At 70.5% G+C, this 14,255-nt stretch carries 13 protein-coding genes and 1 pseudogene; 8 read left to right on the top strand and 6 right to left on the bottom strand.

The window, feature by feature from the left end; translation table 11 throughout:
- From ENSA5_RS24685 to ENSA5_RS24670, 4 genes and pseudogenes are all read right to left on the bottom strand, one after another.
- A pseudogene (locus tag ENSA5_RS24685) lies at nt 1–452 on the bottom strand (hypothetical protein); the annotation flags it as partial.
- 58 nt (nt 453–510) lie between these two features.
- Nucleotides 511–1,521: a TerC family protein gene (locus ENSA5_RS24680; RefSeq protein WP_106394153.1), complete on the bottom strand. Its 1,011-nt coding sequence runs from the start codon at nt 1,519–1,521 to the stop codon at nt 511–513.
- 77 nt (nt 1,522–1,598) lie between these two features.
- Nucleotides 1,599–2,111 carry a hypothetical protein gene (locus ENSA5_RS24675; protein ID WP_146156076.1) on the bottom strand — a complete coding sequence of 171 codons (513 nt, stop codon included), beginning with the start codon at nt 2,109–2,111 and terminating at the stop codon, nt 1,599–1,601.
- 107 nt (nt 2,112–2,218) lie between these two features.
- The gene (locus ENSA5_RS24670) at nt 2,219–3,028 is read right to left on the bottom strand and encodes a competence/damage-inducible protein A (protein WP_106394151.1); all 810 of its coding nucleotides are present in this window, start codon (nt 3,026–3,028) and stop codon (nt 2,219–2,221) included.
- Between the two features lie 45 nt (nt 3,029–3,073).
- Between ENSA5_RS24670 and carA the strand changes: the two genes are divergently transcribed.
- Together carA and ENSA5_RS24660 are read left to right on the top strand one after the other, a co-directional pair.
- Nucleotides 3,074–4,231, top strand: coding sequence for a glutamine-hydrolyzing carbamoyl-phosphate synthase small subunit (carA, locus tag ENSA5_RS24665; RefSeq protein WP_258183005.1), 1,158 nt, complete (start codon nt 3,074–3,076; stop codon nt 4,229–4,231).
- 15 nt (nt 4,232–4,246) lie between these two features.
- Nucleotides 4,247–5,011, top strand: a complete 765-nt coding sequence (locus tag ENSA5_RS24660) for a hypothetical protein (protein WP_106394149.1) — start codon at nt 4,247–4,249, stop codon at nt 5,009–5,011.
- A gap of 48 nt (nt 5,012–5,059) precedes the next feature.
- Here ENSA5_RS24660 and ENSA5_RS24655 read toward each other — a convergent pair whose 3' ends face one another.
- Nucleotides 5,060–5,704: a M23 family metallopeptidase gene (locus ENSA5_RS24655; protein ID WP_181198106.1), complete on the bottom strand. Its 645-nt coding sequence runs from the start codon at nt 5,702–5,704 to the stop codon at nt 5,060–5,062.
- Between the two features lie 26 nt (nt 5,705–5,730).
- Nucleotides 5,731–6,663 (bottom strand): ribulose phosphate epimerase, encoded by a 933-nt coding sequence (locus ENSA5_RS24650; protein ID WP_106394147.1) that lies wholly within the window; start codon nt 6,661–6,663, stop codon nt 5,731–5,733.
- 175 nt (nt 6,664–6,838) lie between these two features.
- Between ENSA5_RS24650 and ENSA5_RS24645 the strand changes: the two genes are divergently transcribed.
- From ENSA5_RS24645 to dnaK, 6 genes are all read left to right on the top strand, one after another.
- The gene (locus tag ENSA5_RS24645) at nt 6,839–8,437 is read left to right on the top strand and encodes a serine/threonine protein kinase (protein WP_146156075.1); all 1,599 of its coding nucleotides are present in this window, start codon (nt 6,839–6,841) and stop codon (nt 8,435–8,437) included.
- Nucleotides 8,438–8,460: 23 nt separating this feature from the next.
- A complete protein-coding gene (locus tag ENSA5_RS36345; protein ID WP_146156074.1) occupies nt 8,461–9,162 on the top strand; it encodes a hypothetical protein in 702 nt (233 codons plus the stop codon).
- Between the two features lie 2 nt (nt 9,163–9,164).
- Nucleotides 9,165–10,364, top strand: coding sequence for a coproporphyrinogen-III oxidase family protein (locus ENSA5_RS36340; RefSeq protein WP_181198105.1), 1,200 nt, complete (start codon nt 9,165–9,167; stop codon nt 10,362–10,364).
- Nucleotides 10,365–10,408: 44 nt separating this feature from the next.
- Nucleotides 10,409–11,593: a hypothetical protein gene (locus ENSA5_RS24635; RefSeq protein ID WP_106394144.1), complete on the top strand. Its 1,185-nt coding sequence runs from the start codon at nt 10,409–10,411 to the stop codon at nt 11,591–11,593.
- A 104-nt stretch (nt 11,594–11,697) separates the two neighbouring features.
- A complete protein-coding gene (locus ENSA5_RS24630) occupies nt 11,698–12,369 on the top strand; it encodes a nucleotide exchange factor GrpE (protein WP_106394143.1) in 672 nt (223 codons plus the stop codon).
- A 39-nt stretch (nt 12,370–12,408) separates the two neighbouring features.
- Nucleotides 12,409–14,253 carry a molecular chaperone DnaK gene (gene dnaK / locus ENSA5_RS24625; RefSeq protein WP_106394142.1) on the top strand — a complete coding sequence of 615 codons (1,845 nt, stop codon included), beginning with the start codon at nt 12,409–12,411 and terminating at the stop codon, nt 14,251–14,253.
- The last annotated feature ends 2 nt before the right edge of the window (nt 14,254–14,255 follow it).

Genomic DNA, 14,255 nt, shown 5'->3' with positions numbered 1-14,255 from the left:
GGCTTGGGAGTGGGCGTGACCCTGGGCGAGGGCGAGGGCGAGGGTGTGGATGTGACCCTGGGCGAGGGCGTGGGCGTGACCCTGGGCGAGGGCGAGGGCGAGGGCGCCGGGGCCTGCTGCGCCGGGGCCTGCTGCGCCTGGACCGGCGGGCTCTCGTCGGACAGCACGCGAACTTGCAGCTGGCCCTCGCGCCGGGCGATCCGACAGCGATAGTCGACGCCGTTGCTCGACGCAGCCTGGCTCTGGCCGCCCGTGTCGTGCCTGGGCACGAGGGGCCCCCAGTTCACGCCCTCGAGCAAGGTCACGATGTGGGCGCTGCCGAGGGGGCTCTTGGTTAGAGGATGCAGCTTGCCCGACGTCAGCTTGAGCGCCGCGACCTTGCCGGTCTGGAGCACGAGCTCTGTGACGTCGTCACGCTGGAGATACCGCAGGTAGCGGTCGAGGTCGGCCACGGGCCGAGCATAACCTGGATGCGACGCAAAACTGCGCGATTTCGAGCGGTGCGGGGAGTCAGTCTGCGTCGCCCGAGCTCGACGCGGGCGGCGGCAGCAGCAAGCTCGCGAGCACGGAGATCAGCAGGACCACGGCGACCAGGCCCAGCGACAGCCCGATCGGGACCTCGAAGGGCTCGAGCCACGCGCGCTCCGAGACCCCGAGCGCGTAGAGCCCCATGCCGCCGAGGCCCTCGGCGAGCACCATCTTGACCCCGATGAACGCGAGCACCAGACCAAGCCCGTAGGGCAGGTAGTGGAAGCGGTCGATCACGTTCTCGAGCAGGAAGAACATCGCCCGGAGGCCGAGCACCGCGCACACGTTGCTCGTGAACACGATGAAGGGGTCGCGGGAGATGCCGAAGATCGCGGGGATCGAGTCGAGCGCGAAGATCACGTCGGCGGTCTCGACCATCAGCAGGCACACGAAGAGCGTGGTTGCGAACCACTTGCCGTCGTTCTTGACGAAGAACTTGGGGCCCTCGAAGTCGCGGGTGACTCGCATCCACTGCTCGGCCTTGCGCTTGACCCAGGAGTCGCCTGCGTCCTCGCCGGGCTCGTCATCGCCGGCGATCAGTAGCTTGAGGCCGGTGAAGATCAAGAACCCGCCGAACAGGTACAGCGACCACGTGAACAGCTCGATCAGCCCGAGGCCGACGAGGATGAACGCCGCCCGGAGGATCAGCGCGCCGAGGATCCCGGCGAACAGCACCCGGTGGAGGTGGTCGCGCGGGACCTTCATGTAGCGGAAGATGACGATGAAGACGAAGATGTTGTCGACGCTCAGCGACTTCTCGATCACGTAGGCCGAGAGCCACTCGAGCGCGGGCTTGCGGCCGAACTGCCACCACACGAAGCTGCAAAAGCACAGCGAGAGCGTGACCCAGACCGCCGACCAGATCAGCGCTTCACGCGAGGTGACCCGGTGCGTGTCCTTGTGGAACACGCCGAGATCGAGGGCGAGCATGAACAGGACGCCCACCAAGAAGGCGCCCCAGAGCAGCGGTGAGCCGACGCTTGCGAAACCCAAATGTGTAGTCCTGAGGCTCGGTTCTAGGGGGAGGCCGACGCAACCGGCGAATGTCGCGCCAGTCTGCGAGCGTCGCGCTAATCTTTGAGCCGCGAGAGGTTCTCACCGACCATGACCTTGGCGGTGATCGAGCGCGGCTTTGACTCGTCGTGATAGTCGAAATCGACCAAAGTGCCACCAAATTCTACGTAGGCGTTGGCGCTCAGCGGCTTGCCGACCGCGCGGGTCGTGAACAGGTGGTACTTGAGCTCGATGTCGAACAGGATCGTGCCCGCGTCGCAGGTCAGCTCGTAGTCGCCCCACTGCGAGTGGTCGAGGTCTCCGGTCCCGGCGCCGCTTTGACACTTGGCCTGGCCCTTGAACGCGCCCTCGGCCTTGAGCGACTCGACGTAGGCGTCGCGCTCGTCGCCCTTCTCCTTGAGGGTCAGCGCGTCGAGCCCGTCCTTGTTGAAGGTCAGGCCTTCGGTCTTGATCGGATCGTAGCTCTTGGGCGGCTTCATCCACTCGGCTTCGGGGTGGTCCTTGGGCAAGCAGGCCGTGAGCCCCAGGCCCAGGACCGCCGTCAGCACAAGCGTACTGGTCGCGCGCATGGCCGCACCCTAGCAGGCTACTGAAAAACCCACCACGGCCCAGACCACGGTGAACGTCGGGGCTCGCCGCTGAGGGCGGCCGGGCGCGCGGCTGTCGCAGCGACTGGCTACTCGTCCAGGATGTCGGCGGGGTCGAGGCTGTTGGCCAGGGTCACGCGGGCCGCCTCGGCTCGCTCGGGGTCGCCCGACTCGAAGGTGACCTTGACCCGGACCCGGAGGCGCCCGCTCTCGTCGGCATCCCAGCGCGGATAGGAGCCGATCTCCACGTCCGTGAACGCGGCGACGACCGAGTCGAGGAAGGGCGCGAGGCGGCTCTCTTCGAGGCGGGTGTGGAGGGTGACCAGGGCCCAGTCGCGGACGTCGGGGAGCTCGCCGTCGAGGCCCTCGAGGGTCTCGATCTTCGACCGGAGCAGGGCAGGGATCCCCGGCAGGATGTAGAGGCGGGCGGCGTGGGCCAGCGGCGGGTGCGGCTCGAACTGCTCGCCGGGCTCGAGGTCGAGGCGCATGACCGGCCAGCCGGGCAGCGCGCGCAGCTTGGTCCCCTCGGGCACGTCGGCCATGCGCAGCGCGGTCTCGGTCGAGCGGCCGGCGTAGTGCTCGCGCAAGATCGCCTCCATCTGGGCGTCGCGGACGATCGGGCGCTTCGTGGCCCGCGCGATCGCCTCGATCGTGAGATCGTCGTGGGTGGGGCCGACGCCGCCGGAGGTGAACACCAGCGGGACCTCCTGCAGCAGGCGCAAGAGCGCGGCGCCGATCGTGTCGATCTCGTCGGGCACGACCGCGATCTCGCGCACCTCGATGCCGCGGCGCCGGCAGACCTGGGTCAGGTACCAGCCGTTCTCGTCGCGGATCTTGCCCGAGAGCAGCTCGTTGCCGATCAACAAGATCGAGGCCTTTGGTCGGCTCGTCGCCACCATGGGCCATGGTAGCTGGTCTGAGGCGAACGTGATATGCGGGCCGCCGTGAGTCGGGCTGACAACCACCAAGACCCGCGCTACCACGGATCAGGCTTGCTGGTCCTGGCCGACGGCCGGGTGTTTCGCGGGCGCAGCTTCGGCGCCCGGGGCACGGCGATCGGTGAGCTGGTGTTCAACACCTCGCTCTACGGCTACCAGGAGATCGTCAGCGATCCTTCTTATGCCGGGCAGATCGTGTGCCTGACCGCGGTCGAGATCGGCAACGTCGGGACCAACCCCGACGACGAGGAGTCGGACAAGCCGGCCGCGGAGGGCCTGGTCATCCGCTCGCTGTCGCCGGTCGTGTCCAACCATCGCTCGACCGCCAGCCTCCACGACTGGCTCGCGGGCCGGGGCGTGGTCGGGATCGCCGAGATCGACACCCGCGCGCTGACCCGGCACCTGCGCGAGCAGGGGGCGATGATGGCCGCGCTCAGCAGCGAGACCGACGACGTCGAGGCCCTGCGCGCCCGCGCGGCCGCGGCCCCGCCGATGCTCGGTCGCAACCTCGTCGACGCGGTCACGACCCCAGCGCGCTACACCTGGGACACGCCGAGCTGGGGTGCGCGCGCGACCCCGCCCGTGGCCGCGCGCGTGATCGCCTACGACTTCGGGATCAAGCGCAACATCCTGCGCAAGCTTCGCGATCAGGGGATCGAGACGACCGTGGTCCCGGCCTCGACGCCGGTCGCCGAGGTCCTCGCGGCCCGGCCCGACGGGGTCCTGCTGTCGAACGGGCCCGGCGATCCGGCCGCGCTCGAGCACGTGATCGCGGCCCTGCGCGAGCTCGTGGACGCGAGCGAGCGCCTGCCGATCTTCGGCATCTGCCTCGGGCACCAGCTCTTGTGCCTCGCGCTCGGCGGGCAGACCTACAAGCTCAAGTTCGGCCACCACGGCGGCAACCACCCGGTCCGCGACGAGCGCGACCGTTCAATAGCGATCACCTCGCAAAATCACGGCTTCGCCGTCGACATCGACAGCCTCGGCGCGGGCGCGACCCTGACCCACCTCAACTTGTTCGATCGGACCGTGGCCGGGCTCGAGCTCGACGGCCGGCCCGTGTCCGGGGTCCAGTATCACCCCGAGGCCGCGCCCGGCCCCAACGACTCCGACCGCCTGTTCGAGCGCTTCGCAGCCAAGGTCCGCGACCACGCCGCACGCTGACAGGTACTCTGGGGCATGGCCGCGGGTCTCTGGCGAGCGTTCGGGCGGCGGCGGCCGGTCGCGCCGCGGCCGTCGGGTCCGCGCGGGCGTGGCGAGGACGACGAGCCGCCCGCGCGCGAGACGGTCCAGGCGCGGGTCGCGGTCGAGCGGATCACGCCCGCGGGTGAGGCCCTCGATGCGCTCGCGGCCGAGGCCTTCTCCGGCGCCGCCGGGCGGGCCCGGGTCGCGCCCTTGCTCGCGCGCTTCGACGAGCAGATCGGCGGCCTCGTGCCGGATGATCCGGACTTCGCGCTGCTTCAGGTCGCGCGCATGGACTGGGCGCTGTGCGACGTCCCCGCCACTCCCGACGCGGCGCCCGGCGACACCTGGGCCTGGCGGGCGCTGCGTGGGCACGAGCAGGTCCCCCTGCGCGCGGCCGCGGCCCGCTCGATCGTCGGGTTGTTCGAGGTCTACCCCGGCGAGCCGACCTGGGTCCGGGACCGGATCTCGGGCGTGGTCGCGCGTCTGTTCGACACCGTCGGCCCCTTCGGGCGCGTCGATGACGAGGGGCCGAGCGCGCTGTGGGAGCTGCGTCTGGTGCCCGACGCGGCCGGGGCCTTCCACGTCGCCCGCGCGCCGATCGACTACCCCCTCGAGCTGCTCGAGACCCTCGAGGAGCTCGAGGCCCGCCGCTTCGAGCCGCAGCCGTGGCCGGCGCTGCAGGATCTCCGGCGCGCCCGGCTGCGCTACCTCCGAGCCGGCAAGCGCACGCCGATCAGCCGGATGTTGCGGTGGCGCTGATGAGATCGGATCGGGATCGGTCCGCAGAGATCGACGATCCGACTTTCCTCACTCGGGGGGCGGCGTCGGCAGCACGCGCAGGAGGGCAGGCCAGCGGTGCAGCGGCTGGCGCAGGGCCAGGAGCGGATCGATGTCGAGGCCGTCCACGCTCACCCGCAGGCGCAGGGACCTGCCGGCGGCGAGGCCGACCACGGCCCCGCGCGTGACCGGGAGCCCGGCGTGGACCAACGCGTCCGACAGGGGTCCGAGGTGGCTCTCGATCCCCTGACCGTGGTCGAGGGTCAGCTCGAGCTGATCCTGGTCGTTGCGGCCGATCTCGACGACCTGGGCGTCGGCGATCGCGAGCACGAAGGCGCCCGGATCGGTGTTGAACACCAGGCCCCGATCCCGCTCGAAGCCGCCGGTGACCGGGCTGATGCGCCAGCCGTCGTAGCCCTCGATGTCGACGTTCTCGACCGGCCACCCGGCCCACGGGTGCGGGCGCAGGGGCTCGAGGCCGGCGAAGGGATCGCTACTGTCGGGCCCGTTGTCGCTGGCGCGCGATCCCTCGGCGGATCCCTTGCCCCCGCTCTCGCCGCCCGCCTCGGCGCTGGGCTGGCCGTCCTCTCCAGGCGGGGAGGCGGGGCGCGGGCAGCCAGCGAGCGCGAGCGCGAGCACGAGGAGCGCGTGGCGAGCTCCGACCCTACTCGCCAACTTGCTCGCCAACTTGCTCGGCGAGCTCAGGCTGGCAGCGCGCAGATCCCGACGTTCTCGTAGCCGGGCGGGGCGGTGCCGAGTTCGTAGTAGGCCGTGCACTGCTCGGGGGCCTCGCAGGGGTCGGGCTCACTCAGGTCGCAGTAGGGCGTGCAACAGCGCGAGCCCCCGCAGTCTTGCAGCACTTCGGCCGCGGTGCAGCCCAGGCCCGGCTTGCAGCTTTGGATCGTGTAACACGAATCACCCGCGTTGCCGAGGCCGTCCTCGTAGCCCGGGACCGAGCACACGAAGCCCTGGGCGCCGACGCCGTAGCATCCGAGGCTGCCGTCGCAGTCCTGGGTGATCGGGTCGCAGCTGTCCTGGCACAGCGGCAAGGTCCCGTCATTGAACGCGATGCAGTTGGCGTCGGGCAGGCCGTCGTCGGCGCAGTCTTGGGTCCCGACGTCGCAAAAGGCCAGGCACACGCCGTCGCCGGTCGAGCCCGAGCTCACGGTCATGCAAAACAAGCCGAGATCGCAGTCGTCGTTGTCCTCGGTCCGCACGCAGGGATCGCCGAGCTGGCCGCTGCCGATCACCGACACGCACTTGTTGGCGTCGACGCAGCAGTAGCCCGGCTGGACCACGTAGCCCGTGCACTTTTCACCCGCGGGGCAGTCCTGCTCGGCCGGGTCGCAGGTGTTGGTCGAGATGCCGTCGGTCATCGGCACGAAGCCGGTGTCGTTGGACCCGGTGTCGGTGTCGCCATCGCCGCTGTCGATCCCTTGATCGGCCGACTCCGTGCCCGGGTCCGTGTCGTCGCTGGTCCCGCTGTCGTCGCCGCCATCGAGGTTGGGATCTGGCAGCTCTTTCGACGAGCACCCCGACGCGAGGCCGAGCCCGAGCAGGAGCCCGAGCGCGGCGGCGAGGGAGCGTGGCGTCCGCGTCGGGCGGGGTGAAGGGTCGCGTGGCCTGGTTGTCATCGAGCTGTCTCCGAGTCGCAGCTCGAATCTAGCAATTCGAAACCCAGCGTGGGGATCCTGGGGTGGCCCACGGCCCAGGGCCGCTCAGAACGCCGCGTGTCGCCACAACGCGAGGCCGGCTGGGCGCAGCCTCGCGCGCGACGCCGAGCTGGCATCGGCGAGATCGACCTCGCGCGTGCCCTTGTCGCCCAATCCGTGGATCGTCTACTCTGTCGGCGTCTTGAGCAACATCGAGCCCACGCCCTTCGGCGACAAGTATCTGCTCGTCGAGCACATCGCGACCGGCGGCATGGCCGAGGTCTACCGGGCCCAGTACACGGGTATCGAGGGCTTCGCCAAAGAGCTGGTCGTCAAGCGCCTGCGCGAGGAGTTCGTCGAGCGACCCGAGATCGTGCAGATGTTCCTCGACGAGGCCCGCGTCGCGGCCACGTTGACCCACAACAACGTCGTCCACACCTACGACCTCGGCGAGCTCCACGGCGAGTACTTCATCGCGATGGAGCTGCTCGTCGGCGAGGAGCTCGTCGCCGTCCTGCGCCGCGCGATCACGACCGGTCACATGATCCCGATGGATCTGGCGATCGGCATCATCATGCAGGCGCTCGAGGGCCTCCACTACGCCCACGCCCGGACCGACGAGAACGGCGAGCCGCTCGGGCTCGTCCACCGCGACATCAACCCGACCAACATCCACGTCGGCTACGACGGCCTGTGCAAGATCGTCGACTTCGGCATCGCCGCGACCCGGGCCACGGCCGTGTCCAAGGGCCCCGGGCAATTCGCCGGCAAGCTGTCGTACATGGCCCCGGAGCAGGTCTACGGCGGGGCCCTCGACGGCCGCGCCGACATCTTCGCGATCGGCGTCATCCTCTACGAGATGTGCGTCGGCCGCCGCCTGTTTCGCGGCAAGCCAGCCGAGGTCCGCGAGCGGATCTTGTCGGGTGACGTCCCGGCCCCGACCTTCGTCGATCCCGAGTTCCCGCCCGAGCTCGAGGCCATCATCATGCGGGCGCTCGAGGTCGACGCCAACGATCGCTACCAAAACTGCGATCACATGTACCGCGAGCTCGACAGCTTCATGCAGGAGTACGGGCTCGCCGCGACGCCGCGGCGCATCAGCGCCTTCATGAACGAGATGTTCGGCGAGGGCGCGCCCGCCGAGGTCAACTACGACGACCAGTACGACGACCTCGAGGACGAGGCGCTCGACTTCGACCAGTTCGATCAGATCGGCGAGGCCCCCCACGACGAGCAGCCCGACTGGGCCAAGAGCCTCGACGCCGGCGACGAGGGCAGCGCCAAGCCCAAGAAGGCCCGCCGCTCGATGACGATCGGCAACCTCGAGGAGCTGGTCGCGACCATGAAGAAGGACCAGGCTGACGAGTCCGGCGTGCGCAAGCGCGAGGACTCCTCGGCGAGGCGCGCGGCGGCCGACGCCCGGGCCGGGTCCGGCTCGGTGCCGTCTGTCGGGGCCGGGTCAGGCCAGGCCAAGAGCGCGCGGCCTCCGCGGTCCGCGCGGTCCAGCTCGGCCTCGCGCTCGGGCCCGCGCGTCGCCTCCCGGACGGGCTCGAGGACCAGTTTGAGGACGGGATCGCGGACTGGGCCCCGCCACACGGTTTCGACCAGCGCGCTCGAGGCTGGGGTCACCGGTTCATTTGGTCAGGGGGTCGTGTCCGAGCAGACCCGGCGCAGTAACCCCCTCGTGTGGATCGCCGTGGTCGTGATCTTCGGCGCGCTGTTCTATTTCGGCTACACCATTTTGACCGCGAAGTGAGCGGCACGGTACCTTCGCGGTCCATGCTCCCGCAGTCGTCCTGGAACGCGTTTTCGGCATTTCAGGTGTTCGGCGATCACGTTCCGATGGACGGCTTCTCGCTCGTCGTGCGGATCGCCGCGGACACCGAAGCCCTCGAGCAGATCATCGCCAGCCGGGCAACCGAGCAGGACATCCTCGATCCGGAGCTCGCAACCATGATGGTCCGCGCGGGCCTCGGTCTGATCCGGTCGCCGAGCGTGTCCTTCGTCTACGCCAACCCCGACGAGACCATCGCCGTGCTCCGACGCGAGTCGGTCCAGGAACTCGGACAGTCGCTCGAGGTCCACGATCATTTGATCTCCAGCTGGGCCTCACGCATGGCGCTGATCAGCGGCGAGACGCTGCCGGTCAGCGGGCAGGTCTACGAGTTCCCCGACATGGGCGTGGTCCGCAAGGCGATCCGCAGCGCCGTCGACAACCACGAAGAGCAGACCCCGCTGCGTACGGCCAAGCGCCTCGGCGCCCAAATGCGCGGGCGCGGCGAGCCCTTCCACGCGTCGATGGTCGAGAGCCTCGAGGAGCAGTCCTCGCTGCTCGCCGACCGCGGCATCGACATGGACACGCTGCCGGGTTGGTGGTGGCGGGGCGTCGCGGCCCGCTCGGGCAACACCAATCACGCAGATCAGGTCGAGCTGTGGGGCGAGCTCCCGAGCAGCGATCGGCTCGGCGAGCTGATCGTGTGAGCGTGGGACCGGGCGACGATCGGGCGGGGCTCTACGTCCACGTCCCTTTTTGTGATCGCGCCTGCCCCTACTGCGACTTCGACTTCGAGGTCGGGCGCGGGCCCGGGTTCGAGGGCCGGGTCGACGCCTGGCTCGCGGGCCTCGAGCGCGAGCTCGGGCGGCGCGCGGCCGAGCTCGCGGGCTCCGTCTTCGACACCCTCTATATTGGTGGCGGGACCCCGAGCGCGATCCCGATCGGGCGGATGCGCGCGCTGCTCGGCTGGCTCGGCGACGCGCTCGGCGTCGAGCCCGGCGAGCTGCGCGAGCTGACCGTCGAGCTCAACCCCGAGCACGCCTCGCCCGCGCGGCTCGACGCGCTGGTCGAGCTCGGGGTCGACCGGGTCTCCGTCGGCGTTCAGAGCCTGAGCCCCGCGGGCCTGCGCCAGCTCGGTCGTGGGCACGAGCGCGCGGACGCGCTGGCGAGCGTCGCTGCGTGCGTCACGCATGGGCTGCGGACCAGCGCCGACCTCATCGTCGGCTGGCCGGGCCAGACCTCCGCGCAGCTCGGGCGCGAGCTCGCCGAGCTGACCGACGCCGGCGTCGAGCACCTGTCGATCTACGGGCTGACGATCGAGCCGGACACGCCGTGGCCCAAGCTGGTTCGCCGTGGCCTGCGCGTGCTGCCCGACGACGACGCCCAGGCCGAGCTCCTGTGTTGGGCCGAGCGCGAGCTCGTCGACCGCGGCTTCGTTCACTACGAGGTCGCGTCCTACGCCCGACCGGGCGCCGAGGCCGTCCACAACGGCAAGTACTGGCGCTGGCTCGACGTCATCGGCCTCGGGCCTTCGGCAGCCTCGGTCCGCCATCGCCGCAGCGAAGGATCGGGATCGGGATCGGGATCGGGCGTCGTGGAGCGGTGGGTCAACCCGCGCGGCCTCGCGGCCTGGCTCGAGCCGGACGCGCCGTCCGAGCACGAGCGCCTCGAGGGCACGCAGGCCGCGGCCGAGGGTCTGTGGTTGGGCTTGCGGCGCCTGCAGGGCATCGAGGTTGGGCGCTTCCTCGACCGCTTTGGGGTCGATCTCGCCTGGCTCGACGCTCGCGTCGCCCGCCAGGTCGAGCTGGGCAACCTGCGCTGGTCGGCCGAGCGCGCGCAGCTGGGGGTCGCCCCAGGCCGGTGGCTGTGGCACGACACGATCGCGGTCGATCTGTTGGCGCCCCGCTGAGGCCGCTTTGCGTCTGCGGAGGTGCGCGCGTAAGAATTGGCCGAGTGTCCGAAGACGCGATCAGCCCGCGGCAGCGGCGCATCCTGATGGTGCTCTGTCGCCAGCACGTGGTCGGGGGACGCCCGGTCGCGTCGGCGGCCCTGTGCAACGCAGGGCTCGAGTGGTCGTCGGCGACGGTCCGCAACGAGCTCGCTGCGCTCGAGCGGGCCGGCTTGGTCCACAAGCCGCACGCGGCCAGCGGCCGGGTGCCGACCGCCGAGGGCTGGCGGATCTATGTCGAGGCGCTGCCACGGGGGGACGCGCGCCCCGAGCACCAACGCCTCGTCGACGTCGGCCTCGGAGAGCGAGCGGATCCTCGCGCCGGGCTGGGTTCAGGTTTGGGTTCAGGTTTGGGTTCGGGCCTGCGTTCGACCGCGCGCGTGCTCTCGGAGATCGCGGGCTGCGTGGCGATCGGCTTCCTCGGCGAGGCCCGGCCCGGGGTCGTCCGCGCCCTCGAGCTGGTCCCGCTGACGACCGGGACCGAGGACAGCGGGCGCGTGCTCGTGATGATGGGCCTCGAAGACGGGGCCAGCTCGGTCCGCACGGTCGACATCGAGCGCGATCTGTTCGCGCGCGAGGGGGAGCTGCGTCGGCTCCAGGACCTGCTGCGCGAGCTGACCCTCGGGCGCAGCCTCGAGCAGGCCCGCCAGCAGCTGCAGGGCTTGCTCGACGCCCAGGAACAGCGCGTCGATCGCCTCGTCGGCGAGGCCCTCCGCATCGGGCTGCTCTTGTGCGTGGCGTCCTTCGATCCGCTGTGGATGCAGGTCGCCGGCCACGGCCGGCTCCTGACCGGCGACCCCAACACCGAGGGCGAGCCTGTCGCCGAGGTGCTCGCGGTGCTCGAGGACTACCAGCGCCTCGCAGAGATCCTGTGCCAGCTGTTGCCCGAGGCCGACATCGACCCGCGCGCGTCCGTCCGGGTTGACCTCGCGCTGCAGCAGCTGGGCTCGCGCAGCGGCGAGCCGGGCCGGGCCACGGGGCTGCCGCTGGTCCACGCCGTGTCCGAGCGCGAGCGTGGGGCGCGGGCGAGCGGGCTCACGCTCGTGGGCTGTCGACTGCGCTGGCCGAGCCCGGGCTCGGGGGCCCCGGCGACCGGGGCCGTGGCCCTGCTCGGCAGCCCGCGCATGGATTACGAGGCCGTGATTCCTCTGGTAGAGTACGCGGCGCGAGCGATGGCCGCTCGCGGCTAGTTCTCGTCCGAGTCGCGCTCGTCGGCCGAGAACATCGTCGAACCCCTCCCGACCGCCCGGTCGGGCCCACCGCCAAGAATCGCAGCGCACTCGCACGGAGCCCAATGAGCCCAGATCAGGACCCCGAAGACTCGGACGCCGGCGCAGACATCGACGAGGTGTTGCGCGCCGCCGAACAGGCCGTCGACCAGGTACGCGGCAGCGAGTCAGACGACGCCGAGGACCCGCCCGACCTCGGCGAGCAGCTCGCCGCAGCCCAGGCTGAGGCCGCAGCCCTCAAAGACAAATGGCTGCGGGCGATCGCGGATCTCGACAACTACAAGAAGCGGGTCAAGCGGGACATCGACGACGCCGTTCACCGCGCGACCCAGGGCTTGCTCGGCAGCTTCCTGCCCGTCGGCGACAACCTCGAGCGGGCCCTCAGCGTGGCGCCCTCGGAGCCGGACGAGCAGCTCAGCCCGCTCATCAAGGGCCTGGAGATGGTCCGCCAGGAGTTCTTCAGCGCGCTGGCCAAGCACAACATCAAGCCGATCGAGAGCATCGGCCAGCTCTTCGACCCCAACGTCCACGACGCCCTCCAGCAGACCGACTCGCCGGACCACGCGCCGGGTGTCGTGGTCATGGAGTACGAGAAGGGCTACCTGCGGGGCGAGAAGCTCCTGCGGCCGGCGCGGGTCATCGTCGCCGGGCCCGGGTCGACCGGGAAGCCCGCCGACGCCAACCCCGACTCCGCTGCGGGTGGGGCCTCGGGCGAAGAGACGAGCGAGGCCAACTAGCGCCGGGCCGCGGCGTGTCGAGCCACGTGGAGACGACGGATGGGCGAGCGAATCATCGGCATCGATCTGGGGACCACCAACTCCTGCGTCGCCGTGCTCGACGAGGGCGAGCCGCGGGTCGTGCCCAACGCCGAGGGCGCGCGCACGACCCCCTCGGTCGTGGCCGTCAGCGACAAGGGTGAGCAGCTCGTCGGTCAGATCGCCAAGCGCCAGGCGATCACCAACCCGTCAAACACGATCTACGCGGCCAAGCGCCTGATCGGGCGCAAGTTCGAGGACCCAGAGGTCCGCGAGCTCGCGCGCTTCCTTCCTTATGAGATCGTCGCCGCCGACAACGGCGACGCGTGGATCTCGGTCGAGGGGCGGCGCTACTCACCGAGCGAGGTCGGCGCCGCGGTCTTGCGCATGCTCAAGGAGTGCGCCGAGGACTTCGTCGGCGAAGAGGTCACCCGCGCCGTGATCACGGTCCCGGCCTACTTCGACGACGCCCAGCGCCAGGCGACCAAAGACGCCGGCAAGATCGCGGGCCTCGAGGTCGAGCGCATCATCAACGAGCCCACGGCCGCGACCTTGGCCTACGGCGTCGGCCGCGACAGCGACCAGACCATCACCGTCGCGGTCTACGACCTCGGCGGCGGGACCTTCGACATCTCGATCCTCGAGCTGCGCGAGGGCGCGTTCGAGGTCCTCTCGACCTCCGGCGACACCTTCTTGGGCGGCGAGGACTTCGACAACGCGATCGTCGACTGGGCCGCGGCCAACTTCAAGGCCGAGCACGGCGTCGAGCTCCGCGACGACAAGCTCGCCAAGCAGCGCCTCAAAGAGGCGGCCGAGAAGGCCAAGCACGAGCTCTCGTGGTCCCTCGACACCGAGATCAACCTGCCCTTCATCGCCGCGGTCAGCGGCCAGCCCGTGCACCTCGAGCTCACGCTCAGCCGGCGCAAGCTCGAGGAGCTCACGCGCGCGCTGATCGAGCGCACCCTCGGCCCGTGCAAGTCGGCGCTCGACGACGCCGAGCTCGACGCCAGCGGCATCGACGAGCTCCTGCTCGTCGGCGGTCAGACCCGCATGCCGCTCGTCGCCACCCTCGTCGGGGAGTTCTTCGGGACCGAGCCCAGCACCGGCGTCAACCCCGACGAGGTCGTCGCCTGCGGCGCGGCGATCCAAGGCGGGATCCTCGAGGGCGAGGTCAAGGGCGTGGTCCTGCTCGACGTCGCGCCCCTCAACATCGGCGTCGAGACAGCGGGCGGCGTGTTCACCTCGCTGATCCCCAAGGGCACCACCATCCCCACGCGCAAGTCCGAGATCTTCAGCACCAGCGTCGACAACCAGCCGGTCGTCCCCGTCCACGTGCTCCAGGGTCTGCGCGAGATGGCCGAGGACAACAAGAGCCTCGCCCGCCTCCAGCTCACCGACATCCCGCCGGCTCCCCGCGGCGTCCCCCAGATCCGCGTCAGCTTCGACATCAACGCCGACGGCATCCTCGCGGTCTCGGCCCAGGACCTCGGCACCGGCCAGTCGGCGAGCATGACCGTGCAGCCGACCTCGGGCCTGAGCCAAGAGCAGCTCGAGGAGCTCGCCGAGGAGGCCGAGACCAAGAAGTCCGAGGACGCCGCGCGGCGCGAGCTCGCCGAGCTGCGCAACCGGGCCGAGACCCTGATCTACACCTGCGCGCGCTCGCTCGAGGCCTTCGGCGGGTCACTCTCCCCCAGCGATCGCGGCGACATCGAGAGCGATCTCCACCAGCTCCGGACCGCCCTCGAGGCCTCCGAGGTCGACTCCATGGCGATCCGTGACGGGCTCAGCGCGCTCGAGACTTCGTCCCACCAGATCTACGAGGCCATGCTCTCCGACGCCGAGGCCTCGGACGCCGACGAGGACTGAGG

Source organism: Enhygromyxa salina (assembly GCF_002994615.1).
In the GTDB taxonomy this organism is placed as follows: Bacteria; Myxococcota_A; Polyangia; order Nannocystales; family Nannocystaceae; genus Plesiocystis; species Plesiocystis salina_A.
Note: the sequence above shows the minus strand (reverse complement) of the source record. Positions and strands in the feature narration are given on the sequence as shown.

What these genes read in the sequence shown, in the direction of transcription:
- ENSA5_RS36345 (WP_146156074.1), top strand. Translation starts at nt 8,461, where the DNA reads ATGCTCCCGCAGTCGTCCTGGAACGCGTTTTCGGCATTTCAGGTGTTC.
- dnaK (WP_106394142.1), top strand. Translation starts at nt 12,409, where the DNA reads ATGGGCGAGCGAATCATCGGCATCGATCTGGGGACCACCAACTCCTGC.
- ENSA5_RS24675 (WP_146156076.1), bottom strand. Translation starts at nt 2,111, where the DNA reads ATGCGCGCGACCAGTACGCTTGTGCTGACGGCGGTCCTGGGCCTGGGG.
- ENSA5_RS24630 (WP_106394143.1), top strand. Translation starts at nt 11,698, where the DNA reads ATGAGCCCAGATCAGGACCCCGAAGACTCGGACGCCGGCGCAGACATC.
- ENSA5_RS24670 (WP_106394151.1), bottom strand. Translation starts at nt 3,028, where the DNA reads ATGGTGGCGACGAGCCGACCAAAGGCCTCGATCTTGTTGATCGGCAAC.
- ENSA5_RS24650 (WP_106394147.1), bottom strand. Translation starts at nt 6,663, where the DNA reads ATGACAACCAGGCCACGCGACCCTTCACCCCGCCCGACGCGGACGCCA.
- ENSA5_RS24660 (WP_106394149.1), top strand. Translation starts at nt 4,247, where the DNA reads ATGGCCGCGGGTCTCTGGCGAGCGTTCGGGCGGCGGCGGCCGGTCGCG.